The sequence below is a fragment of the Paenibacillus sp. EC2-1 genome, assembly GCF_049311625.1.
In the GTDB taxonomy this organism is placed as follows: Bacteria; Bacillota; Bacilli; order Paenibacillales; family Paenibacillaceae; genus Paenibacillus_AQ.
The window spans coordinates 2,742,502-2,765,884 of sequence record NZ_CP186006.1; the positions used below are offsets into that span (position 1 = coordinate 2,742,502).

Annotated in this window: 23 protein-coding genes; 8 read left to right on the forward strand and 15 right to left on the reverse strand. The window is 41.7% G+C overall.

What is annotated here, in order from left to right; genetic code table 11:
- Positions 1 to 178 precede the first annotated feature (178 nt).
- Positions 179 to 1,240 (reverse strand): acyl-CoA dehydrogenase, encoded by a 1,062-nt coding sequence (locus ACK8P5_RS12965; RefSeq protein ID WP_422656694.1) that lies wholly within the window; start codon positions 1,238 to 1,240, stop codon positions 179 to 181.
- Positions 1,241 to 1,395: 155 nt separating this feature from the next.
- The gene (gene cls, locus ACK8P5_RS12970; RefSeq protein WP_422656695.1) at positions 1,396 to 2,844 is read right to left on the reverse strand and encodes a cardiolipin synthase; all 1,449 of its coding nucleotides are present in this window, start codon (positions 2,842 to 2,844) and stop codon (positions 1,396 to 1,398) included.
- A 217-nt stretch (positions 2,845 to 3,061) separates the two neighbouring features.
- Here cls and ACK8P5_RS12975 point away from each other — a divergent pair, with 217 nt between their 5' ends.
- Genes ACK8P5_RS12975 through ACK8P5_RS12985 form a run of 3 tightly spaced genes read left to right on the forward strand, consistent with a single transcriptional unit; the run spans position 3,062 to position 6,839 of the window.
- The gene (locus ACK8P5_RS12975) at positions 3,062 to 4,147 is read left to right on the forward strand and encodes a GerAB/ArcD/ProY family transporter (RefSeq protein WP_422656696.1); all 1,086 of its coding nucleotides are present in this window, start codon (positions 3,062 to 3,064) and stop codon (positions 4,145 to 4,147) included.
- A gap of 3 nt (positions 4,148 to 4,150) precedes the next feature.
- Positions 4,151 to 5,674 (forward strand): spore germination protein, encoded by a 1,524-nt coding sequence (locus ACK8P5_RS12980; RefSeq protein ID WP_422656697.1) that lies wholly within the window; start codon positions 4,151 to 4,153, stop codon positions 5,672 to 5,674.
- A 31-nt stretch (positions 5,675 to 5,705) separates the two neighbouring features.
- Positions 5,706 to 6,839: a Ger(x)C family spore germination protein gene (locus ACK8P5_RS12985; RefSeq protein WP_422661469.1), complete on the forward strand. Its 1,134-nt coding sequence runs from the start codon at positions 5,706 to 5,708 to the stop codon at positions 6,837 to 6,839.
- Between the two features lie 91 nt (positions 6,840 to 6,930).
- On the opposite strand, the gene ACK8P5_RS12990 is transcribed toward ACK8P5_RS12985, so the two are convergent.
- Genes ACK8P5_RS12990 through ACK8P5_RS13020 form a run of 7 tightly spaced genes read right to left on the reverse strand, consistent with a single transcriptional unit; the run spans position 6,931 to position 14,607 of the window.
- Positions 6,931 to 8,697, reverse strand: coding sequence for a DUF3658 domain-containing protein (locus tag ACK8P5_RS12990; RefSeq protein ID WP_422656698.1), 1,767 nt, complete (start codon positions 8,695 to 8,697; stop codon positions 6,931 to 6,933).
- Between the two features lie 31 nt (positions 8,698 to 8,728).
- Complete coding sequence (locus tag ACK8P5_RS12995) at positions 8,729 to 9,439, reverse strand: ATP-binding cassette domain-containing protein (RefSeq protein ID WP_422656699.1); 711 nt, start codon at positions 9,437 to 9,439, stop codon at positions 8,729 to 8,731.
- Positions 9,432 to 10,334 (reverse strand): hypothetical protein, encoded by a 903-nt coding sequence (locus ACK8P5_RS13000; protein WP_422656700.1) that lies wholly within the window; start codon positions 10,332 to 10,334, stop codon positions 9,432 to 9,434. The genes ACK8P5_RS12995 and ACK8P5_RS13000 overlap by 8 nt, the downstream gene beginning before the upstream one ends.
- Positions 10,335 to 10,919, reverse strand: coding sequence for an RNA polymerase sigma factor (locus ACK8P5_RS13005; protein WP_422656701.1), 585 nt, complete (start codon positions 10,917 to 10,919; stop codon positions 10,335 to 10,337). It abuts the gene before it with no gap.
- Positions 10,920 to 10,947: 28 nt separating this feature from the next.
- Complete coding sequence (locus tag ACK8P5_RS13010; protein ID WP_422656702.1) at positions 10,948 to 11,634, reverse strand: hypothetical protein; 687 nt, start codon at positions 11,632 to 11,634, stop codon at positions 10,948 to 10,950.
- Entirely contained in the window at positions 11,627 to 13,726 is a 2,100-nt protein-coding gene (locus ACK8P5_RS13015; protein WP_422656703.1) for an ABC transporter permease, read from the reverse strand. The genes ACK8P5_RS13010 and ACK8P5_RS13015 overlap by 8 nt, the downstream gene beginning before the upstream one ends.
- Positions 13,726 to 14,607 carry an ATP-binding cassette domain-containing protein gene (locus ACK8P5_RS13020; protein ID WP_422656704.1) on the reverse strand — a complete coding sequence of 294 codons (882 nt, stop codon included), beginning with the start codon at positions 14,605 to 14,607 and terminating at the stop codon, positions 13,726 to 13,728. The genes ACK8P5_RS13015 and ACK8P5_RS13020 overlap by 1 nt, the downstream gene beginning before the upstream one ends.
- Positions 14,608 to 14,889: 282 nt before the next feature.
- Here ACK8P5_RS13020 and ACK8P5_RS13025 point away from each other — a divergent pair, with 282 nt between their 5' ends.
- Complete coding sequence (locus ACK8P5_RS13025) at positions 14,890 to 15,483, forward strand: hypothetical protein (protein ID WP_422656705.1); 594 nt, start codon at positions 14,890 to 14,892, stop codon at positions 15,481 to 15,483.
- A 121-nt stretch (positions 15,484 to 15,604) separates the two neighbouring features.
- On the opposite strand, the gene ACK8P5_RS13030 is transcribed toward ACK8P5_RS13025, so the two are convergent.
- The 6 genes from ACK8P5_RS13030 to ACK8P5_RS13055 all read right to left on the reverse strand — a co-directional run bounded on the left by ACK8P5_RS13030 (position 15,605) and on the right by ACK8P5_RS13055 (position 18,925).
- The gene (locus ACK8P5_RS13030) at positions 15,605 to 16,117 is read right to left on the reverse strand and encodes an NUDIX hydrolase (protein ID WP_422656706.1); all 513 of its coding nucleotides are present in this window, start codon (positions 16,115 to 16,117) and stop codon (positions 15,605 to 15,607) included.
- Positions 16,118 to 16,138: 21 nt separating this feature from the next.
- The gene (locus tag ACK8P5_RS13035) at positions 16,139 to 16,669 is read right to left on the reverse strand and encodes an AAA family ATPase (protein WP_422656707.1); all 531 of its coding nucleotides are present in this window, start codon (positions 16,667 to 16,669) and stop codon (positions 16,139 to 16,141) included.
- A 26-nt stretch (positions 16,670 to 16,695) separates the two neighbouring features.
- Positions 16,696 to 17,190, reverse strand: coding sequence for a GNAT family N-acetyltransferase (locus tag ACK8P5_RS13040; RefSeq protein WP_422656708.1), 495 nt, complete (start codon positions 17,188 to 17,190; stop codon positions 16,696 to 16,698).
- A 49-nt stretch (positions 17,191 to 17,239) separates the two neighbouring features.
- Positions 17,240 to 17,800, reverse strand: coding sequence for a GNAT family N-acetyltransferase (locus ACK8P5_RS13045; protein WP_422656709.1), 561 nt, complete (start codon positions 17,798 to 17,800; stop codon positions 17,240 to 17,242).
- Between the two features lie 29 nt (positions 17,801 to 17,829).
- The gene (locus ACK8P5_RS13050) at positions 17,830 to 18,429 is read right to left on the reverse strand and encodes an AAA family ATPase (protein ID WP_422656710.1); all 600 of its coding nucleotides are present in this window, start codon (positions 18,427 to 18,429) and stop codon (positions 17,830 to 17,832) included.
- 196 nt (positions 18,430 to 18,625) lie between these two features.
- On the reverse strand, positions 18,626 to 18,925 hold the full coding sequence (locus ACK8P5_RS13055) for a hypothetical protein (RefSeq protein ID WP_422656711.1): 300 nt from the start codon (positions 18,923 to 18,925) through the stop codon (positions 18,626 to 18,628).
- Between the two features lie 496 nt (positions 18,926 to 19,421).
- Between ACK8P5_RS13055 and qoxA the strand changes: the two genes are divergently transcribed.
- From qoxA to qoxD, 4 genes are all read left to right on the forward strand, one after another.
- A complete protein-coding gene (gene qoxA / locus ACK8P5_RS13060; protein WP_422656712.1) occupies positions 19,422 to 20,405 on the forward strand; it encodes a cytochrome aa3 quinol oxidase subunit II in 984 nt (327 codons plus the stop codon).
- Positions 20,406 to 20,474: 69 nt separating this feature from the next.
- Positions 20,475 to 22,418 (forward strand): cytochrome aa3 quinol oxidase subunit I, encoded by a 1,944-nt coding sequence (gene qoxB / locus ACK8P5_RS13065; RefSeq protein WP_422656713.1) that lies wholly within the window; start codon positions 20,475 to 20,477, stop codon positions 22,416 to 22,418.
- Positions 22,415 to 23,011: a cytochrome aa3 quinol oxidase subunit III gene (qoxC, locus tag ACK8P5_RS13070; RefSeq protein WP_422656714.1), complete on the forward strand. Its 597-nt coding sequence runs from the start codon at positions 22,415 to 22,417 to the stop codon at positions 23,009 to 23,011. Before qoxB ends, qoxC begins: the two co-directional genes overlap by 4 nt.
- Position 23,012: 1 nt before the next feature.
- On the forward strand, positions 23,013 to 23,300 hold the full coding sequence (qoxD, locus tag ACK8P5_RS13075) for a cytochrome aa3 quinol oxidase subunit IV (RefSeq protein ID WP_422656715.1): 288 nt from the start codon (positions 23,013 to 23,015) through the stop codon (positions 23,298 to 23,300).
- Positions 23,301 to 23,383 lie beyond the last annotated feature (83 nt).

Sequence of the window (23,383 nt, forward strand, 5' to 3'; positions counted from 1 at the left end):
ATATTCCTTTACTAGGACTTTCAAGGGAGATTTATCGATCGGAGAGTTATCTTATTCCGTCCTTTTGATATCAGGTGAAGTCCATTCTCAATGCACAAAAAAACTGCTAACCGCATTTGAGGGATTTTTATCCCTTGCTTGCGTTTCGCAGCCTCTGTTAACTATATGCATATATTCATCATCTGTACTTACGAAGCAGTGCATGCTGACAAGCCGTTTGCAGGTCTCTCCATGTTCGGTTAACTGTGGTATTCTCCATAGCTGCAGATAGCCCTAGAAGCGGGAACAATTCCTGTCCACATCTCAAGGACATTTCCGCCATAGATATACATTGTTCTGAAACAGCAGATTCTTGTTCAGGTAATAAACGTTCTTCTCTCAATAACTGATCCCACGATTGTGTAATGCACGAATAGAAAGCTGTTTCACTACGTTTTAGATCTGTCTTTAAGGTTGTTAGTTGTTCCTCTATAGAAGGATGACTCGGTTTCTGTGCCAGAAGCTCTTCTGCTGCTTCCAGGAAGTGCTCCGCGATACCAAGCGTCACTGCTGCAAATGAAGCTTGTGCAAAAGGCAGGAATGGATACTTATAGATCATCTCATTCTCATAGGCTTGTATTTCGGTAATATCAAATGTCATCTCATGCGGTACGAAAGCATTAGTGGCTGAAATTTGGTGACTAGACGTTGCTTTCAGACCAAAAGCATTCCAGTCCGGATTGATATGAATTTGCTCAGGCCATAAAATCATAGATCTAATCACTGGAGCTTCATCAGATAAAGCTTCTACTTGCTCTTCATCGGGTTCCACAATCACATTCGCAGTAAACACAGTGGCATGTGTTGACCCACTGCAATACTTCCAGCTTCCATCCACGATAAATCCGCCTTCGACACGACGAGCCTTTCCCGTCGGCATTCCACTCCCAGCGATGACTGCATTGCGGTGGGCATATACTTTTCGACTTATATCAGGGCGCATAAACGAGGCAAAGAACCCACCTCCTGCACCAATCGTAACCAACCATCCCATGTTTCCATCAATACGCGAACATTCCTGAAATATTCTCACAGCATCAGGCAATGATGTCATCCGTCCTTCCAATTCATTCGGTACGAATATATGGAACAAACGATGATCGTATATGAGCTGAAGCACTTCCTCTGTTATCTGACCATCCTTCTCCATTCGTAAAGACTGCTCTCTGATCTTATCTACCTGCTGCTGACTTAGTAACATCTCTTTACACCGCTTTCCATTATTTCGTTCCTTCTATTCTATCATGCGTTTTCACTTAACTCTATTCTATGAGAAGTCGGTTATAGGCTACTACATAGTAAAAAGACAACTCCTTCTAGATCTTTTAATCTAGAGGAAGCTGCCTTTTGGTTGCGTTATAGTATAGGCGACAAAAGCCGCGAAATGGACTCTTTGATTCGAACCCACTTCGATCGTTCTAAATACTTCTCCATGGTAAGCAGTTCGGACACCAATATGTCTTCTCTAAAATCTTGGCTTAATTTTTGGGCAATGGCTTCATCGTATATAAACGCATTAACCTCAAAGTTAAGTTTAAAGCTTCTAAAGTCAATGTTGGCCGTGCCAACGGATGCGATTTCTTCATCCACCACGAGTGTTTTAGCATGGACAAATCCATTACTGTACTGATAAACTTTCGCGCCAGCTCTCAGCATCTCTCCAATATAAGAAAGTGTAGCCCAATACACAAACATATGATCCGGCTTATTCGGAATCATTACATTCACTTCAACGCCAGACAACGATGCTACTCGAAGCGCATCAAGCACACTCGAATCAGGAATGAAGTAAGGTGTTTGAATATAGATCGATTTACGCGCCGATGTGATCATTTTGAGATATCCGTTCTTAATATGTTCATATTCGGAATCCGGCCCACTCGTTACGATCTGAATACCTACATTGCCTTTGGAAGGTAAGTGAGGAAACAGACTGGGGAAATACACAATATCGTGATCCGCAGATGCCTGGTTCCAATCCAGTATGAATCTGGTTTGGATCGAGTAAACAGCCGTTCCTTCAATTCGAAGATGTGTATCCCGCCAATAACCAAACTTGGGGTTAAGTCCAAGATATTCATCACCCACATTAAAACCTCCGACATAGCCGATCTTTCCATCAATGATGACCAATTTACGATGATTACGATAATTCAATCGAAGGTTTATGAGACGATATTTGGATGGAAAGAATGCTTCAGCTTGCCCCCCTGCTTCACGAAGTTCTTGTAGAAACTTTGGATTGATTCTTCGGGAACCGAGCTCATCATACAACACACGAACTTTAACGCCTTCTTTAGCTTTTTTCGTTAATAAATCGAGAAGGTGCTTACCCAAATTATCCTTCTGAATAATGTAGTACTGGACATGGATAAAATCAGTAGCCTCTTCAATATCTCTAAATAGAGCAGCGAACTTGGCTTTCCCATCCGTAAAGATCTCCACTTGGTTATCTTCACTAAGTACAGCTTGATTGTGCAAAAGATTCATGGTGATTAAATCTTTATTCTGACCCGATATGTAGTTCTTAAAATGAAACTGTTCCGATCGAAAAAGGGATTCTTGAAATTTCAATCCCCGATCGAGCCCTTTTTTCTTAATATCATCCCAGTAGAATAACCGCTTACGTCTGAAGTTTTGAGCGAAGAACAGATATAGAATAAATCCGGCAATAGGAATAAGCAATAATACCAATAACCATGCCCAAGTCGATCCTACATCACGTCTCTCTTGAAAAATAACGACGAACGCAAATATGATATTTAAAAAAATTATGAGCCCGAGCAGCACCGTTGTAACGTTCATACTCAACTTCCTTTAACTCATATATTTGTTGTTAGATCAGTCCGCTGATATTGCTATCCATACAGACATTAAAGCATTAGCATACCAATAACCTCTCTCCTCTGTCTAGATGTATCAATTCCTTATATATCTCATCCCTATACATAAAAAGCGAAGAATGGTGAATACTCACTGTATTGTTATTCAGCACGTATTCCCTGATATGGAGATTGACAACATGCCTTCAAGCAAAAAAATATCCATTCTTGAAACATACTTCATATTACTCCTTGCATTAGGTATCACCAATCACGTTATTCTGATCCCTCTACTGCTTCAAACGGCAGGTCGGGATGCGTGGATGGGCGTCATTCTAACAACAGTGCTACAGCTTGTTTGGCTTTATATTTTTTACATTATAATCAAACGCACGAACCAGAAATCAATAACGCTGTGGTTTAGAGAACGCTTCGGATTAGTTGTAGGCTGGATCTTTCTAATCATCACAACTTGTTATTTCTTTCTTATGGCGCTAGTAATGCTACGAGAAACAACAACCTGGATCAAGGTCACTTATCTGCCTCAAACGCCAAAATTTTTTGTGTCGATTGTCATCGTATTATTATGTGTCTATGTTACTTACAACGGAATTCGTTCTATCGCGATTATTTCCGGTATCCTTCTCCCTTTTGTATGGATATTAGGACATTTCGTAGCGGTGACGAATCTCCAATATAAAGACTACTCCCTATTGACTCCTCTATTCGTTGATGGATATACCCCTATGCTGCGTAGCATGATTGTAGCCGGTGGAGGTTTTATGGAGCTAATTATCCTAATTTTTATACAGCACCACATATCTCGCAAGATCAGTTACATGGCACTAGCCATACTTGCTATTATGTTAGCTGGACTTACCCTTGGTCCACTCATGGGGGCTATTGCAAATTTCGGGCCATTTCAGGCGATGCAAGCCCGCTACCCAGCGTTTGACCAATGGATGCTGGTGACGATAACCAAATATATAACTCACATTGACTTTCTAGCTCTTTATCAATGGATATCAGGTGCTTTGATCCGAATTTCACTATTCCTGTTTATGATCACAGATAGCATTTCTTTCAAAAAATCTAAGTCCAAGTTGTTATTTCTACTTATCCTTGGCTTATTATTGTCCGGCTTGTCGTTAATACCCGTGATTGATCGGCAACTTGAGCTTTATGTGATGGGGAAGTACTCCTTGCCATGTCTTCTGTTCTTAGTAGCACTATCTTTAGTGATTCTATGCGCAACTGCATTCAAGCCAAGACCAAAAGGTGATTAGAATATGCATACTAAACCTAGAAACAAAATGTTCCGCAAAAACTCCAAGCCTCTTGAGAACCTGGCTCAGGCTATTCATCCGAAGACAATAGATGAGCAAACGCTACGCTCGCTGTTCGCTTCATCAGCAGATGTGGTAATCTCCAATTTCCCTAACAACACGAAAGATGTGCTACCCGCTTTAATCCTTTATTGCCAAGGAATGATTGACTCTACAATTATGACGCAGTATGTATTTCCTGATTTGATGCGCATGCTTGATACGGTAGAGGATTGGAATCAACTTACGAATGAGCTCTCTAAATCGCCTAAATGGAGTGAGCTTACGGATCATTCTCAAATTGTAAATGAGGTGTTTTCAGGGAAGATGGTTGTTTTTTTTCCTACTGAGAAAAGCTTGTATTGGATCGATATATCACAGATGCCTAAGCGACAGCCTGAAGAATCCAATACAGAAGTATCCCTTAAGGGAGCTCGGGATGGTTTTACTGAGGATATTAGTACCAATGTAGCATTGATCCGAAAACGTCTTCGAACTGCTTCCCTGAATCATGAACAATTAATTATAGGAACAAGAAGCCAGACTAAAGTTTCTTTATTATATATAGCCGACATTGCCCGTCCAGAAGTCATTGATGAAGCCAGATCTCGACTCAAAGGGTTAAAGGTTGATGCCCTTCTGAATAGCGGACAGTTGGAAGAAGGAATCTCTGACTCTTCCCTATCCCTGTTCCCACTAGTTGATTACATTGGAAGGCCTGACTTTGCAACGGAGTGTTTATTAAAGGGACGATTTATCCTTTTGGTTGACGGCTCTCCAATGGCGCTAATAGCACCTTGCAACCTTCTAGAATTATTGAAAACGCCTGAAGATTCTTATTTCCCTTACCATTTCGTCATATTCGAAAGAATATTGAGGCTAATTGGTCTATCTATTGCTCTCTTTTTACCGGGATTCTGGGTTGCTCTTACCTCTTATAATATGGACCAAATTCCGTTCCCACTGCTTGCTACTGTGACCAATTCAAGATTCGGGCTTCCCTTCTCTGCTCCCATGGAAATCTTACTCATGTTAGGAATGTTTGAATTATTCAGAGAAGCAGGGGTTCGACTTCCTAAAGCTGTGGGTCAAACCATCGCTGTATTAGGGGGATTAATTATTGGAGATGCCTCAATACGAGCAGGTCTTACGTCACCGACGATGCTTGTTGTTTCTGCAACAACAGCCGTCGCTACATTTACATTGGTGAATCAGACTTTAAGTGGAACCGTGAGTATTATTCGGATCTATATCCTCTTTTGGTCATCTATTTTAGGACTACTGGGTTTTTTTGTTGGAATGTTAAGTGTTGTAGCCTATTTGTCTGTATTAGAATCCTTTGGACTCCCTTATTTAGCTCCAGTATCTCCGCTGACCAAGAAGGATCTCATGTCTGCCATTCTCACGAAACCATGGGCTTTTATGAAGAAGAGACCCGAACTACTAAATCTCATCGACGATACTTCTCAAGAAGGGAAGTCGGAATGAAATGATGAGCTACAATGGAGTACTTAAGATAATGGCTACACTCCTGTTATTAAACTTGTTATGTGGTTGCTGGGATATTAAAGAGATACAGGACATGAACTATATATCATCTATTGGGATTGATTACAACGAAGAAGATAAGAAATTTGTTCTGTATACCCAAATGCTCGATTTCACCTCCGTAGCGAAGACTGAAGGAGGGAGGTCAAGCACACAATCTCAAGTATGGATCGGGAAAATTGAAGGGGAAACGCTGGATATGGCCATGAATAATCTGTATGATTCCGCTCAGGAACGAACTTCTTGGGGTCATATTTCCAGCATTGTCATTAGTGAGACGCTTCTGAAATCTGAGGTACTTCCTAAACTAGATACTCTAACACGATATCAGGAGATTCGAATGACACCATGGGTTTTTGGTACGAATGAATCTTTGGAACGTTTGTTCTCTTCCCCTGCATTCTTTAACCTGTCCCCATTGAATACTCTTACGCATGAGCCTATGGAGGTGTATAAACAGAAGTCGTATATAGTTCCTATACGGTACTTCGATTTTATGGCTGAAGTAACTGAGCCGGCTTATACCGTGTTGCTTCCAAATTTATCGTTTGACGATACCACATGGAAGAAGAACGATAAAGCAGACTCCAAAATCGTTTATAACGGAGTATTCGTAATGTCTAAAGGCAAACTTAACGGTTTACTTTCAGAGGACAAAATAACTGGGTTACGCTGGTTAGAAAAAAACACAAGACGTTCACCTGTTCCTATATACAAAAATAATGATCTTGGTGCTGTCCTTATCTTACAAAAACCAAAAATAAAAAAAGAAATAATCATATCTGAAGGAGTTCCGAGATATCGGATTCATGTCAAATTGAGAGGTAATGCCGTCGAGGTTCGTAAAGAATATACAAGAAGTGAAATTGAAAAGGAGACTGCAAAAGTGGTGACCGAACAAATATGGGACACTTATAAGCATGGAAAAGACATCAAAGCCGATTTATATAGCCTAGAACATCTTTTGTTCAAAAAGAATACAGCTCTCTGGAAGAAACTTAAACAATCCAGTGACTTCCTCCTCGATGAAGAATCATTAGACCTAGTAACCGTTGACGTCAATCTAGAACATACAGGAATGAAGCTCTTACCGCAAAAGGAGTGACTTTCTTCATTCTTAAAGCTTAACTTAATAGCTTATAGCCAAACCTTATGAAGAAGAGACCGTCCTTAAATGAACGGTCTCTTCTTATTTCTTACATATAATATCGTTGAACCTCTGCCGCAAGACCTTCAAGCAATTGTCCCCGCTCCTTTGATTGATCTTGATAACGTTCAATGATCTGTTGAACTTGTATATGTTCGCCCTCTGTTTCTCGCTTTAATAGCATATCATTCTTCAGCAGCATACGGAGTTCGCCGATCAGATGCTCCTGCTCAAAGTGCATTTCCACAAGGCTCTCCAGCACTTCCTTCACTTTAACAAACGATAAGGATGATGGGTTATCCATTGTAACGACCTCACTTAATCCTCTCTCTGTTAAAGAAATGCTATAATAACGCATTGCTCTTTGTTCCCCTTCAACTTGAAGCATCCCTTCCGAAATAAGCTCCCGCACACGGTACTCAATGAACGAATCTGTAACGGACTGCTCCGTATATCCGATCACTTCACCGATAATTCGAGCCGACTTACAATAATGTCCGTTTATTGCGCCTAACTTGAATGCGGCTTCGAGGATCTTGTGGTCGAAATAACTTTCTGGAACATTTTGCAGTTCCCCATCAATCAATACTCGCAGCATCGTTGACTCAGACGTTAAACAATGCCAATCGTATGCTAACTTTTCTTTCTCGTTTACGGATAGTGCCTCTCCTTGGTCAAGAAGGGTCACCAGTTTATGTTGAGGGATCTCACCTGTTTTTATATATTGACAGCGATCATTATTTAATATTTTCGTTGCGTTGATCACCTGAATGTCTGCATCCCTCGCTACATTCGCAACAAATCTTCGAAGACCACATTGCTCTGGCGCAGAGTCACCTGCCCAAATCACAATTGGATACTTGGCGAATTGCCTCGGCAGGGCTTCCCAGTCAAAAGATGCTCTCATGAGCCTCTCCATCCATGAGTCGCGTTCTTCTGAATTACTGAACCGATCACAAAACCAACGTAACCGTAAATTCGTACTCTGAGGGCTATGCTCTTTCGGTAACGGTCCAATCATTAGATTATCTTCGAGCATCACAGGAATTTCCCCTTCGTGATCTTGAAGCGCAAATCGTAAAGAACCAAGAGTAGATGCATCAAATACAATATGAAGACGTTTAATATTACGATGAAATCTTAGGGATTCCTCAATATAAGACTCATTAGCCAGACCCCACTCAGAATCAAAAGCCCATAAATATCGCTTCATCACATCATGTCGCTCTTCCGCAAGAATTCTGGCGCCATCCGTATTCATCATTGATTTGAGCTTTAATAACTTCTCATAAAAATGATTAATAGAAGTACTTCGCCCATTTCGATATTCTGACTTCGTGAACGATTCTCTCGGTCTAAGCTCCGGGTCATAGATCGCCTGGCCCTTCCATCCGGAATAGGTAAAGGTACGAGCGATTCCAATCGCACCAATGGCATCTAGCCGATCTGCATCTTGAACGATCCTCCCTTCAAGTGTAGGCAGAGGTTCACTAGAGTTATTACCGAATGACATACTGGAAATGATATCAAGAACATGTTCCTGTTCGTCTGCTTCAACACCCGCTTCAACCAACCAAGTATTCACCTTGTCTATCCCCGCTTCTTTCGAAGCATTAAGTTTCTCATCTGCAATATCGTGAAGTAGTGCAGCTAACTCACATATGTATACATTCGCGCCTTCTATCATTGCAAGTAAACATGCTGTACGAGTAACTCGAACGATATGCCACCAGTCGTGACCGCTCCCGTCATCTTGCAGTTCGGCTCTTACAAACAGTTTAGCTTGTTCTAGGATGTATTCCCGAGGGTTGCTCACCGTTCTATGACACCTCCACTATTATGTTAGTTCAAACCTTGGTCTTCATTTCGATGTCCTTAACATGATTTCCTGCATAGATTATACGCCCCTTTTCCATCTCAATCACTCGATCTTGATGATGAGGATCAATCCACTCTAAGCGGTGTGTACTCATGACGACGGTACTCGTGAGCGCTAGCTTTTGGATAAGATGTCGGAAGACCATGACCTCCATCAAATCTAGCCCTTCGAAAGGTTCGTCTAATATACAAACCCTCGGATTACCTATTAAAGCCTGAAGGATTCCTATGCGTTGTCTCTGACCACCCGAGAGCCTGAATAGCTTCGTCTTTCGCTCATTCCACAGGTCAGTGCTTGTAAGCCATTCTTTTATATGACGTTTCACTATATAGGTAGGAATGCCTCTCTGCAGCGCTTGGTGAAATAGATATGTCTTCACGCTCATTTCCGGGTACCCGATAAAGAATTGGGGTACATAACTTATGATTTGTCGTACTTCACGGGTGGTCATTTTACGATTATAGAACAAATGTTCGCTACCCCGTAAAAAGTACACTATCGTTCCTTCTGTAGGTGGAATGACCGTAGTCAACATTTGAAGTAAGGAACTTTTACCGGAACCGTTCGGTCCAATAAGATACGTAATGCCCGGTAAGAACGTTAGTGAAAAATCATCTACAACCTTACTCCCGTCAAGGATTTTAGTCACATGATTGCAATCAATGGTTATCTTATTCATCTAGTTGATTCCCCGCTTTTCGCTGGCTCAGAAGATAGAATATGAATAATCCTGCAGCTATAAGTAACATCATCCATCGGAGAGGTTCAAAGTCATTTTCTCTCGAAAAAGTGACCATTTCCTCGGGGAGAGAACTTTTGTTCCCTTCCAAAGTAATAATCCCTAGAACGAATAACATCAGAACGGATTTCCAAACACCAAACCACTGGATGAACACAAAACTAATTAAGGCACCTGAAATAACCGGAATACTCCAACCTACGATGAATCCAATTAAAGAGTTCTGAGCACCTTGATCTATGAATATGAACGACAATGGAACCGCCACAACGATCTGGAATAGCATGACGAGTATGAGGCGAGTAAGTGTCTGCTCCAACAGACTGTATTTCCCTAACTGTTCGAGAATCATTGTACCTTGATCACGTGGACGGAAAGCATAAACGATTGTCCCCAGAATGATCAAGGTTAAGCCTAGCGTCCATAAGAACAGGTCGTTATATTTCTCCGTATGATAGGTTGAAGCAATATACCCTGTAGCGACGATGGAAGCTCCCGTTGTCAGCCAGCTACGGAATCCATAGGCATTCCATTGCGAACGAATGAGTCCTAATAATCGAGAACATTGTTTTTCATTAGAAGATGTTTGTTGAAAAAGATCCAGTTCTTCCGGTTCTTGAACTACATCGCCCGCTCCATTCTTCTTAACAAATTCAATTAACTGGAACGTGTCTTCACGAGATGGCACAGGGACAGTTAAACTTGAAAGTCTTGGTTCCATGCGTTTCTCAATAGATTCCAGCTCATCTAATTCTTCATTAGAAAGCTCGTCTAGTTCGATCTTCGAATCCTTGGATGAACTCATTCCAACCCTCTTCTTATCTGAATCTTTCAACTAAAGTCCACCTCTTCTCTGCAATGACGATTTCCTTGTATTTCGTTCTTCGATGTATTGGTCTGAATCTATAACAGCTTCCAGTTGTTTAAGCCCTCTAAATAATCGAGACTTTACTGTATTGAGAGGAATCTCAAGGGTCTCCGAAATTTGTTCGTAAGATAGATCTTGATAAAATCTCAAGTAAATGATGATCCGGTGGTCTAGATGAAGCTGATTTAAAGATTCCAGCATCCATTGGCGCTCAATCTGATGATCCATAATATGTATAGTCTGCATCTCAAATAGTTCACTGTCTCGTGCCCAAGGGATTTCATGTCTTGTAGAAGCTTTCTTCCAATAATCCTTACATAGATTCGTTGCAATCTTATAAATCCATGGTTTTAACTGTTCAGGGACACGTCCATATTGGGCATGACGATATAGATTCATAAATGTATCCTGAACAATGTCCGCTGTCGTTTGTTCATTCATGGTCATGCGATAAACGTAGCCGTATAAAGGCTGATGATACCGATGGATTAAACTTTCCAATGCCGATTCGCAGCCTATGACCAGTTCACGTAATAGATCTTCGTCTTTCATGTGCTGCAAATCCTCCCCACAATAAACACTACTTTCTTTTCCAATGTGTAAAAGCCAGCCAAGATAAGGTCCATGAGATCAGACCTAATCCAGCAAAAAACAATCGATTCAGAATCAGCCACGTCTCAAAACTAATCTGTGGATCTACTCCCCAGTACGAGACACTAAGGTCAACATTTGTAAAGTGAAGAATAATCGGGGACAGCTCGCCCATCGTCCTGCCCATTGCTATAGCCCACATAACGAAGGCAAGTAGAATACCTCCAATTGTGTGACGTACCAAAATCGTGCCAAGCATAGTCAGGGCACCGAATGACCAATAGACAGGCAACATGAATAGCAAATAACGCAAATGATACATAAACTGAATATTTGGTAAGAAAAACATGACAAGGATCACAATGTAAAGAGTTCCTACGGAGTAGCCAATAAATGCACGTTCAAACAGAAGCTCCCACTGCCGAACCGGGTATGTTCTAAGCTGTTCCATAAAGCGTGAATCTATATCCAGTGAGAAAGCTGATGCCATAGCGAGAACAAATAAAAGCATTCCCGCTTGTTCATAGATTCCTGAGATTGCATCACGCTCCGAAGATAATAATCTCATAAACACAATCACAGCCAGCCACACACTAATGATACATCCCAAAAATAAGGGACTACGTAAGTTCACTCTTGTCCATATCGACATTTCGATAAGAATTCGTCTAATCATGAAGATGATCCTCATCTAGATTGGCAAGAAGTTGTTCTAGCTCTTGAAGCGGGTTATAGTGCTGATCTGAACCAACAGCCAAGTAACGGGAATACATCTGACCTGATAATGTTACAATGCGCTCCCAATCCGAAGAAGCCTGATCGATATGCTTAACAACCTGTTCTTCCATGGGCGACAATACTCTTGCGGGGCCTCTACTCGGTAAGAAATTTACATAGTAGGAACGAAAAGATGCACCCCATGCTCGCCCATTCATAGGATATTCCCGTTCGTATACCCAGTTAAGTAGCCCTTCTAAGAGCAAAGGCTTAACAGCTGGTAAATGAATTTCTTCACGTGGGAATCGTGTTTTGAAAGAGTCATTCGTCAGTGAGAAGTGATTCAAGTTCCCACCGTAAAAAATATACCCACTATATAAATCAGCCGTTTGTAGGTTTAGACCAAGCCAATCGTTCAGATAATTTATTTGATCCTGTTGATGCTGAAAGTGCCTCACACTATATTCAATAACATCTGGATGATCGATAATACGTGTTCCATTGACGCTTCGTTCTTCCGTAACTCCCTGATAGATATATAAGCCGTTCGAATTACTTCCGCTATATTCATGCTGTTCACGATTCGTTACGGGAAGCGGGAGAACCATATTTCCATTCCGCCCCGTCACAGATACATGATATCGGGTACTTCCAGGTTCTCTATAGTCAAGACTATCTTTTAACAAGAAGCCAAGGGTCGTATTGTTATGTTCTATACTAACACTTAACTCCCTCTGCCCAATTTGTGGGTACCACGCAATTGATTTTGGGAGCAGGACATAATCCTTACTTATTCCGGAATACTGCTTAACTCCTTCACTGCGATACGTATCAATTGCGCCTGAGTAATTCAACTTCAGACGAATGGCTTCGCCATTTTCGATGGGAGTGGCTGTATGAACCTCTAATACATCACCACTTCGATTCCATTCCAGTGGCTGATCACTTTGGATATCTGTCACTACGAGCTGATGATTCAGTGTTAGATGAAATATAGACGACTGATCTTGCTCGGTCTGTACTAATAGAAGCTCACTTTTCACCTGAAGTTGATTAGGTTCTGATAATTGCACGTTTAAATCCATTTCCGTAGTCTGAAAATCACTATGTACATTGGCTAATCCGTTCTTATCAACAAGTGCATTCACATCTTTCACCATATAACGAGTGCCATCATCTACATATCGGTTGACTCGAGATAAGAATTCATCGTAACTGACCCAGCCCACAGATATGACAGAGACCGAAACCACGGCAGAATATATGATCAACTTCGTCCGTTCATCTCGTAACGTTCGGCCATGATCAGCGAATAGGCAAGTTAGACCTAGAAATAGTAGTCCTAGTAGTGCAATAACAATCTGATGGATAGCAGTCCAGTTAACACCAAGTAAACCCCAACTGTCCATTACCGGATTATACCGAAACCGGGTCATATCATATGGAGCGAACCATCTACTAATGACGTGAATCGATGAGGTTTCACTCTGAGAGAATTGATATACGATAACGGGAATAATCCACAACATAGTCAGCAGCACAAAAGATAACTTATGACGTAGAAGTACAGCTATTAGCATCCCCAAGGAAACAAACATAAATATGGCAACGCTCATCTGTATAAATGTGTAACTCAAGAATAACATGATTGGCTCTTTATGATCTCCTCGTAAGCCCATCCAGATTCCTTGAATGGCAACCGTAGGTAAGGTGAAAAAAAGTCCGTATATTTGAGCTATTATCCATTTACCAAGTATCAGACGGATTGAAGATTGTGGCCACGTTCGCTCTAGTATTTCTAATCCACTGATACGGTCTTTATACAATATATAAACAGAGAACAGTCCAGCCAGTAGGACAGCAGTTGGCAAATGAAGGATCCAAGAATCATAAAAGTAGTAACTTCGGCTGCCCTGTCCATCCCCGCCTAGTTCATAACGAACCAACAGCCATACCCACATGACCACATACAATGCAGGTAAAGAGCAGAAGATGGGATTTCGTCGTAGTAGGATCAATTCCATTCGGATGGATTCATAAATGTACTTCATCATATCAACCCCTTTAAGACGGCAACATACCCGTCTTCTAAGGAAGGAGATACCTCCGTAGCTTCAGCAACAGGTCTTTTCTCAGAGATGATACGCAATCTCATACCGCCAGCCTCACGAATACCTGCTACAACGGCTCGCTGTGTGTACCAGATTTCTGCATCTTTCGTTGACATTACCGCATCCCATACCAATCCGGACGCTTTGGCAGCTAACTCCTCAATCGTACCTTGAAAACATAACTCACCTTGATTCATGATGATAACTTGATCACAGGTAGATTCCAGATCACTTACAATATGCGTAGACATCAGCACGGTGCTCTCTTGTCCCAGATCTCTAATTAGATTGCGGAATGCTAGCCGCTCAGCTGGATCGAGTCCCGTTGTCGGCTCATCGAATAGAAGGAGCTTGGGTTTACCAATTAACGCTTGCGCAATTCCGATCCGCTGCCGCATTCCGCCTGAATATCCTTTTATCCGATCATGAGAACGTTCAAGAAGATTTACCACAGACAGTACTCGCGATACCTCTTCTACACGCTTTCCATCATCATGGATACCTTTCATCGCAGCTGCATAGTTTATAAACTCTTCGGCACTAAGCTTCCCGGGTACATGAACCCGCTGAGGTAAATAACCTAATATTTTACGAATATGATAGGTTCCGTCTCCTTGTAAAGGATACCCGTATACAGAAGCTGTTCCGTGACTTGGTTTCTCAACCGTGGCAAGTAGGTTCATGAAGGTTGATTTCCCCGCTCCATTTGGACCAAGTATTCCTATAACACCTTCGTTAATTTCAAGCTCAAGCGGATTCAGTGCATTCTTTTTCCTATAGGTTTTGGATAAACCTCGTATTTGTATTGTGACTTTATTCATTTCACGCACTCCCCCTTTCTTTCTCAGCCCTAACACGAAGTAGTTTGAGAAAAGGTTCCCTAGGTTTTCACATTTTTAGTTGGATTGCGGTTATATTATCGTCATTCCAGTCAAAACTGTGACTAACAAGCGACAGAAGCGTTTCTTTTGACTCGAGAAATATAGAATGATAAGCTAACGATTCTGCTCTCATGCATAAGATAATTCAGTAAGTTACAATGTAAATCACTACATTTGGAAGAGAGGCTATTCATGACACAAACATCAAGAAGGACACCAAGAATGGAGCGTTTTAATACCATACTTGAATTGGCTCTATACGTCATTTGCAGTGGATCGTTCGTTTACTTTGCCTTTAAGGGCATGTATGCTAAATGCTTTCAAGCGGTATTAATCATTACGGTTCTATTGTTGTTACGAGGACTTGTGAAATGGACGAAGACAAAACTTCCCCCAGCGCTTCGATTCTCCATACTACTGTTCATCACGATTGCAATGCTCCTGGCTAATTTATTTAATATGTACGGCGTTATCCCTAAATTGGATAAGATTGAGCATCTGCTGTCCGGAGTTATCCTTGTTTTCGTTGGCCTGCTTGTGCTGGGCAAAATCATAAGACGACTAGGTATGACCGAGATTGCACCACGTATAGCGATCTGGTTCGCCCTGTTCTTCTCCATTGCGATGGCAGGGTGCTGGGAAATATACGAATTCACTGTGGATCATCTATTTGGACTCGTTTCACAAAATGGAAGCTTAGATGATACGATGTGGGACATTATCTGCGGAACGATTGGTGCAGTGGGAGCAGCATTATATCTAGCTTTTAAAGCAAAAAGATCCCCTCAATCGCTTATTGCAGAAGAGGATCTATAATGAAGGAACTATTTATAATACGATGAAGTCGAGATGACAACATGAACTGTAAGAGGCCACCTCAGGAAATGATTCCTTGAAAGTGGCCTTTTCTTGTAGATTTACACTTACGTTACAACGCTTATTCCCCATCCTTCAAATACCCTCTTAGCATTAATTGCAATACTGCATAAATCAGTTCCGAATCTTGAATTTCATTACTTCGAATCTGACGGATACAATCCTGAATATCTATGTATACAATTTCGATGTTCTCATACACTTCCAGTCTTTGATCCGATGAGCTTACAACATCTACCGTGTAATAGACATGTGCAATTTCATTACAACGCCATGAAGCGGGATACAACTTCCCAAGGTACTCTAAAGTTCCACACTGCAAGCCCGTTTCCTCGAACAATTCCCGTCGTGCAGCCGCTTCTAGATCTTCTCCCGCTTCTACACCGCCGCCTGGCAACTGTGTAACATAACAACCTACAGCTTTTCTATATTGCCGAATCAGAATGAACTGGTTATCTTTCCTAGCTAGCACGACAACGGATTCTGGATGATCCTTGGAAAAATACACCTTGCCATATGCATCTTCATATATCATAATCCCGTTTTTACGAAAAAAAACATTTTCTTCTCCCATAAATACCCCTCGCAAATGGATTTAACGTAAGATGAACCGACTATTATGACAAATTTCTTCTATTATTACATCAATTTGCTGTGCAGATAAATGACCTGTATGTAGTATATGTCGTGCATCCTTGGTAGCTTCTTTAAATTCATGCAACAAAATGATACTTCGTTCCCCCATCTGCTCATCTATTGGTCGCAGTCGATCACGGTTAACCAGTGTTTCCTCATCCGCTAATAAAATGACATATACGATCCGAGCAGCTTGTTCCTTCAGCTCCTCTGCTAACCATTCAGCTTCACTTGGAAAAGTTACATAATCAATGACAACATCATAATCAGCGTTGAGCAAATTATGAGCGAGGCTGGCGATATTCACCCAGGTGAGCCGGTTTGTTTTCTCACATAACCAAGGTTTCCCCCTGCCTACAATAGGAAGATGACTTATGTTATCGCCTGAAATATATGAACTTCGTTCCAGTGAATGAACTAGCTTTTTCGAGGTGGTCGACTTCCCAACACCCGCTGGTCCTGAAATGATATAAACGGTTCTTTGCTTCATAAGATCACTCCAATATTGAAAGTCTCTTACCTTCCAGCTACAAATGCTTGCGTTTTGTCACCTTGTTCATCGTGCTCTGTATATTGACCTCTTGCATATTCTGAAATAACCTTATTCCAGAAATGTTGCGCAGGGATATTCGTCTTAAGTTGGAATACTTCCCACGGACTTGAATGAAGATCAAACAACGCGATCGCCGCGAGCTTCCCAACTCCTTGGCGACGATACTTCTTCATTACAAAAAACTCTGCCATAGAGAAAAAGGTCTTCTCTGCCGTTTGAATCTTCCTAACCAGAGCAAATCCGGCATGCTTCCCATTGACTTTAAAAAGATAAGGAAATCGAAAGTCTGGCTCGGTCCAGTAATCATTTAAGTAAGGATAAGGAGCGTAGAGACCGTCTTCCTCGATATCCATATCCATATATTCTGAAAAGTCATAAGCGTAAAAATGCATTAGATTACTTATCGTTTCTTTTTCATTTACAGGAGCTGCATATACTTCAACATGGTTTAGGTTCATCCGAAATCACCTCCTCACTTCCAGAATTGCGTGACTTATTGTGAGATGTCTACTTGTATTCTTCTCCACGCACTTTAGAGTAGATCATTAGATTAATAAGATGCCCGTATTCATCTCGTCTCCAATTCCGAAGTGTACCTTCATAAGTGAATCCCGTCCGCTCCGCAACGTTCTTACTTCGAATATTCCTTGAGTCGACTCGAATCTCAAGTCGGTTTGCTCCTAGAATCGTGATCGCATAATTCGAAATGCCATCAACTGCCTCGCTAATAAGCCCTTTACCTGAACACGAACTACGAATCCAGTAACCAATTTCAAAACGTCTTGCCTTCCAATCGATGCGGTGAAGTCCGCTGCTTCCGACGAAAGCACCTGTCTTCTTGTCAAATAAATGGAGTACCAGATCTGTCCGCTCGAGAAAACTCACTCTAGCTTTTCGCACATAAGACTCCGATTCATGTACCGACGGTACGTTCATTGCAAAGGGCAGCCATTTACGGAGATCCGAAGCACTCTCTTTAATCGCATCATTAATAACTGCTCCATCACCCCATAATGGAGCTCGTATGAGCAAACGCTCTGTTTCAAAACTTTCGGGAAATTCAAGCATTATTGGATTCAGTCCAAACCCCTCCTATACTAATGATCAAACAAACGCATTTGTTTTAATTGTGTAATTAGTCGATCTACTGTCTTGCGAGGTTTTGATCGATGATCGGGAAGCAGATGCACACCTGACAATGAACCAATCTGTTCTACTACATCTTCAATGCCCGTTCGGTCTGTATTGAGATGATGCTGAAATACTTCATGTGACAAGCCTTCAATGCAGCGATTGATTTGCTGTGCTGGCCAGGAGTCTGCACGATCTCCTCGTTTCTTTAGTCTGTGAAGAAGCACCTCTCTGGAAGCACCTAATGTAAAATGGTGAACAATGATGTCATCTCGTCTCAATCTACCGACAATTTCATCAAAGTATTGAAGACTCGTAATGGTCATCGGCACAATGATAATGCTTGAGGATGTCTCATTTATGTAGCGCAACATTGAATAGTTAAACTCTCTCCACATCGGATAATCCTGAAAATCACCATGTTTACTATCACTCGGTAAGTTCTTACGAATATAATAACCAGCATTTTCAGGATCATAGACATAAGAATTCGGTAAACGGCGATGTATCTCGTAAGATGTCTGGCTCTTGCCCGATCCAAATGCACCGTTAACCCATATAATCATAGATTGTCACTCCTTCTACAAATCTTAAACCTATCCTTTCGTCAAGGACAGCTTATAATCCTATTAGACCGAATTATTCTCTGTTCATACGTGCATTCACATAAAAAGGAGATCTATTATCACAGCTTCTACGCTGCAATAATAGATCTACACGTGAAAAAGACAACAGAAGTCCTACCTCAATGCGTATAACTTATTATATCGTAGGAATCGCATCTTCAAATGAAGAAATGAGAAGTCCGCCAAATGCGGCACCTTCTGCAGATGAAGAAAGTTCGACTTTTGTTAAAAGCTCTACAGATAAGCTACGGCTATTGAATCCAGAAATCGTGTACGTAGCATCTTCTGCTTCCGCACTTGAAACAATAAGCTCCACTGGATGTGGGGAGAGGTTTAGAATGTTGATGGTCGCGTTTTTTCCAGTAGACATATCCTCATAATACGTCTTGGTTTCTCCCGCAGGCAGATAAAATAATTCAGGAATGATAAAAGCCATAATAGCAACCTCCTCTCGCTTTTGAGATAATACATAGTATTCCTCAAATCTAGTTGTGCAACGGTAGATGTCATTGCTTAACACTATTTTTATTGGAGGTTGCAAAGCTTTAAATTCAGATAATCATAGGCTCAAAAGTATTTTATGGCAAACATCCCCTTTGATTCCTTCAATTACATGAAACCCTGTAAACTCTTACACCACAAGGAATTTCAGGCTTTTCAAGCTCTGAAATTGTGACGAATCTGGTAACTATCGTGAATATTTGAACAAAGTTTGAACTCCCCGAAAACCGCAGTATTACAGTGATTTCTCTCACAACGCCCCCTCTTTGTAACAATTTGAACACAGAATGTTACATACTTCGTCATGATTAATACATTTAATGGCAATAAGTGAAATAAATGCTTTTTGCAAACTGTGAAAATTATTCTTAGTATAGATTAAGGAAAGAAACAACCACCAGATGAACAAGTATGAAAGAAAGGGGTACACCATGAAAAAACGAGGGCCGTTATTTGCATTGTTCTTGAGCTTTACATTGCTTTTATCGGGATGCAGCTCACTTACAGTTTTAGATCCTAAAGGACCTGCTGCAAGAACCCTATCTGAGACCATCATATTTTCCATTCTTATGATGCTTGGGGTTTTGGCGGTAGTATACACACTGTATATCTTTATCCTGGTTAAATATCGGGCTAAGAAGTCTAACGAAGGATACGTGCCACCTCACGAAGAGGGAAGTAAGTGGCTGGAGATCACTTGGATCGCCATTCCTATTATTATTGTAGCTATTCTGTCTGTAGTGACCGTTAAGACTACGGTTGCTGTCGAGAAGGTTCCAGCTGGTTATGAGGAGCAAAAGCCACTTGTAATTTATGCTGCTACATCAAACTGGAAATGGCATTTTAGTTATCCGGAGGAAGGAATCGAAACCGTTAACTATGTAAACATTCCTACGCACCGTCCTATTGAGTTCCGCATTTATTCATTCGGACCGATCACAAGCCTTTGGATTCCTCAATTGGCTGGACAAAAGTATGGTATGAGTGACATGGTCAACAAACTTAATTTGGTAGCAGATGTTCCTGGATCTTACCTAGGTAAAAACTCAAACTTTAGTGGTGAAGGATTCGCTCACATGGAGTTCGAAACACTGGCTATGCCAGCTGCTGATTTTGATGAATGGGTAAACGACGTGAAGGAAACTGCACCAAAGCTTACGGAAGCTGACTTTAAAAAGCTTCTTGATACGAAATTCGTAGGCAGAATGTCTTTCTCGAATAACCACTTATCATTTAGCCCTGCACCAGAAGAAGGGCATCATGGAAATATGGATCATCAAGACAACAAGACTGAACATCCTGATCCAGCAACAAAAGATGAGGCTGAGTTCGATACAGAACCAAATGTTGATCCGAACAAGCCTATGCCGGAATCCCCGGCTGAAGACAACTCAACAAACCATGAAGGACATTAATGATATGGAGGGTTACTCCCTCCTGCCTTTGACATGTACTTCGGACATCCAGAAAGGAGTTAAGCCCTTATGAAATGGGACGAATTTTTCGTTACCGGCGAACCGATGATCTATGGCGCCATGGCAAGTATCGTACTTGCAACGCTCGCAATTATCGTAGGTTTGACCTACTTTAAAAAATGGGGATATTTGTGGCGTGAATGGTTGACTACGGTAGATCATAAGAAGATAGGTGTTATGTATATCATAGCAGCCTTGATTATGCTCTTCCGCGGTGGCGTTGACGCTATCATGATGCGTGCCCAAACGGCAGCACCGGAATTAAAATTCCTAGATGCTCAACACTATAATGAAATTTTCACTACGCACGGCTTAATTATGATTCTATTTATGGCCATGCCGTTTATCTTCGGTCTGATGAACGTTATCATTCCACTCCAGATCGGTGCGCGTGACGTAGCTTTCCCACGTCTGAACGCAATCAGTTTCTGGTTATTCTTCTTCGGAGCTATGCTCTTGAACATTTCATTTGTCATCGGAGGATCGCCGGATTCCGGTTGGACATCCTACTTCCCGCTGGCAAGTAATGAGTTCAGCCATACAGTAGGTAATAACTATTACTCCCTTGCCCTCCAAATTTCAGGGATCGGGACACTGCTTACAGGCTTGAACTTTATCGTTACCATCCTTAAAATGCGTGCGCCAGGTATGACGCTCATGAAAATGCCGATGTTTACCTGGTCTGTACTAATTACCTGTGTCATCATTATCTTTGCTTTCCCAGTTCTTACGATTGCATTGCTTCTGATGATGTTTGACAGACTATTCGGTTCCCAGTTCTTTACGATGGCGAATGGCGGTATGGATATGCTATGGGCCAACCTGTTCTGGGTTTGGGGACATCCTGAGGTATATATCGTTATCTTGCCTGCATTTGGTATCTTCAGTGAGATCATCTCAACTTTCTCGAAGAAGAACCTTTATGGATATACATCGATGGTGTTGAGTATGGCCGTTATTTCAGCTCTGTCCTTCCTCGTCTGGGCTCACCACTTCTATACGATGGGTCAAGGCGCTATGGTTAACGGATTCTTCTCCATCACAACGATGGCGATCGCCGTTCCGACCGGGGTCAAGATATTTAACTGGCTATTTACGATGCGAAAAGGCCGAATAACCTTTACAACACCAATGCTTTATTCACTAGCATTTATTCCGATTTTCACAATCGGTGGTGTAACAGGTGTTATGCTTGCGATGGCAAGTGCTGACTATCAGTATCACAACACAATGTTCCTGGTAGCTCACTTCCACTACGTTCTGATTCCTGGTACTGTATTTGCGGTAATCGCCGGTTTCCACTATTGGTTCCCGAAAGTATTCGGATTCAGACTTAATGAACGTCTTGGTAAAACCGCATTCTGGTTTATCGCAGTTTCATTTAACGTCACTTTCTTCCCACTGTTCTTCTTGGGTCTGAAAGGTATGACACGTCGTACGTACACTTATTCTGCAGAAACTGGATTCGGACCACTCAACATGCTTTCCATGGTGGGTGCAATCGGATTAACGATTGGTTTCATTCTGCTTGTGTACAACATCTACTGGAGTACTCGTTACGAACCACGCGACAAAACAGGAGATCCATGGGATGGTCGTTCACTCGAATGGTCATTGCCTAGCCCAGTACCAGCATACAACTTTGCTGCTACACCTAAAATCACAAAGCGTGATGCTTATTGGTTCGCTAAACATGAAGGTGAATCATTGTACGACGAGAAGATTACGAAGATTCATATGCCTAGCAACTCCGGCAAACCTTTCATTCTCGGTACAATCTTCTTCTTCTTAGGATTCTTCCTTGTATTCAGTTGGTGGATTCCTTCCATCATTGCAGGAATTGGCGTTATCATTGTTATGGCAACAATGTCCTTCGATCGGGATAACGGATACTATATTCCGGCAGAAGAAATTGTTGAAACAGAAAACAAATTGCGGGGTGATACGGTATGAAAATAGATGCCACTCAGCCGCTTGAATACGGAACAGAGGAAAACCGTAACAAGATTTTTGGATTCTGGTTATTTCTCGGAGCTGAAATCGCACTGTTCGCTACCCTGTTTACCGTTTACTTCGTTCTAGTCAACCGTTTTGCGGCAGGCCCGAGCGGAGCTGAAATATTCGAGATCGGTCCGGTTCTTGTTGAGACCTTTGTTTTGTTAACATCAAGTTTTACCATTGGTCTAGCGATCCACGCTATGCGCCTTGGTCTTAAAAAGCAGATGATGATCTTCATGATCATCACCCTGCTACTCGGTGCAGTATTCCTTGGAGTCGAAATCTTCGAATTCTTCACTTATGTTCATGAAGGTGCGACCTTGTCAACAAGTGCATTCCTTTCCAGCTTGTTCATCCTTCTGGGAACTCACGGAGCACACGTTACCTTCGGTCTTTTGTGGGGTGGAGGAATTCTCCTTCAACTACGTAAGCACGGACTGGATCATCGTACAGCTAACAAAACTTTTATCTTCTCGCTGTACTGGCACTTCCTGGACGTTGTATGGATCTTTATCTTCAGCTTTGTTTACTTGAAAGGACTGATGTGACATGTTGAAACAGCTGTTTCCGATTAAGCATGTAGTAGGATTCGTTTCCTCCCTCGTCCTTACCGCTATTGCGCTTGTTGTGCTTATGGACCTTCCGTCCGCGGTGAAGATGGCAATACTGGTGGTTACAGCATTACTGCAAGCTTCCCTTCAGCTCGTCTTGTTCATGCACATCGGGGAATCGGATAATAAGAAATCACTTTGGATCAATATCGCCTATGCAATGTTCGTTGCATTGGTAACCATATTTGGTACACTCTTCATCTTCGTATGGGGTTGGTACGCTTAATAAGCGTTAACTAAGCCATTGAAGTTTGAAGTATACGAACAGCCCTCCTTGATTTCTCAAGGAGGGCTGTTTTTTTATGTTCA

Coding starts and splice junctions, on each gene's coding strand:
- ACK8P5_RS12965 (WP_422656694.1), bottom strand. CDS start 1,240: ATGTTACTAAGTCAGCAGCAGGTAGATAAGATCAGAGAGCAGTCTTTA.
- cls (WP_422656695.1), bottom strand. CDS start 2,844: ATGAACGTTACAACGGTGCTGCTCGGGCTCATAATTTTTTTAAATATC.
- ACK8P5_RS12975 (WP_422656696.1), top strand. CDS start 3,062: ATGCCTTCAAGCAAAAAAATATCCATTCTTGAAACATACTTCATATTA.
- ACK8P5_RS12980 (WP_422656697.1), top strand. CDS start 4,151: ATGCATACTAAACCTAGAAACAAAATGTTCCGCAAAAACTCCAAGCCT.
- ACK8P5_RS12985 (WP_422661469.1), top strand. CDS start 5,706: ATGGCTACACTCCTGTTATTAAACTTGTTATGTGGTTGCTGGGATATT.
- ACK8P5_RS12995 (WP_422656699.1), bottom strand. CDS start 9,439: ATGAATAAGATAACCATTGATTGCAATCATGTGACTAAAATCCTTGAC.
- ACK8P5_RS13005 (WP_422656701.1), bottom strand. CDS start 10,919: ATGAAAGACGAAGATCTATTACGTGAACTGGTCATAGGCTGCGAATCG.
- ACK8P5_RS13010 (WP_422656702.1), bottom strand. CDS start 11,634: ATGATTAGACGAATTCTTATCGAAATGTCGATATGGACAAGAGTGAAC.
- ACK8P5_RS13015 (WP_422656703.1), bottom strand. CDS start 13,726: ATGAAGTACATTTATGAATCCATCCGAATGGAATTGATCCTACTACGA.
- ACK8P5_RS13020 (WP_422656704.1), bottom strand. CDS start 14,607: ATGAATAAAGTCACAATACAAATACGAGGTTTATCCAAAACCTATAGG.
- ACK8P5_RS13025 (WP_422656705.1), top strand. CDS start 14,890: ATGGAGCGTTTTAATACCATACTTGAATTGGCTCTATACGTCATTTGC.
- ACK8P5_RS13030 (WP_422656706.1), bottom strand. CDS start 16,117: ATGGGAGAAGAAAATGTTTTTTTTCGTAAAAACGGGATTATGATATAT.
- ACK8P5_RS13035 (WP_422656707.1), bottom strand. CDS start 16,669: ATGAAGCAAAGAACCGTTTATATCATTTCAGGACCAGCGGGTGTTGGG.
- ACK8P5_RS13040 (WP_422656708.1), bottom strand. CDS start 17,190: ATGAACCTAAACCATGTTGAAGTATATGCAGCTCCTGTAAATGAAAAA.
- ACK8P5_RS13045 (WP_422656709.1), bottom strand. CDS start 17,800: ATGCTTGAATTTCCCGAAAGTTTTGAAACAGAGCGTTTGCTCATACGA.
- ACK8P5_RS13050 (WP_422656710.1), bottom strand. CDS start 18,429: ATGATTATATGGGTTAACGGTGCATTTGGATCGGGCAAGAGCCAGACA.
- ACK8P5_RS13055 (WP_422656711.1), bottom strand. CDS start 18,925: ATGGCTTTTATCATTCCTGAATTATTTTATCTGCCTGCGGGAGAAACC.
- qoxA (WP_422656712.1), top strand. CDS start 19,422: ATGAAAAAACGAGGGCCGTTATTTGCATTGTTCTTGAGCTTTACATTG.
- qoxB (WP_422656713.1), top strand. CDS start 20,475: ATGAAATGGGACGAATTTTTCGTTACCGGCGAACCGATGATCTATGGC.
- qoxC (WP_422656714.1), top strand. CDS start 22,415: ATGAAAATAGATGCCACTCAGCCGCTTGAATACGGAACAGAGGAAAAC.
- qoxD (WP_422656715.1), top strand. CDS start 23,013: ATGTTGAAACAGCTGTTTCCGATTAAGCATGTAGTAGGATTCGTTTCC.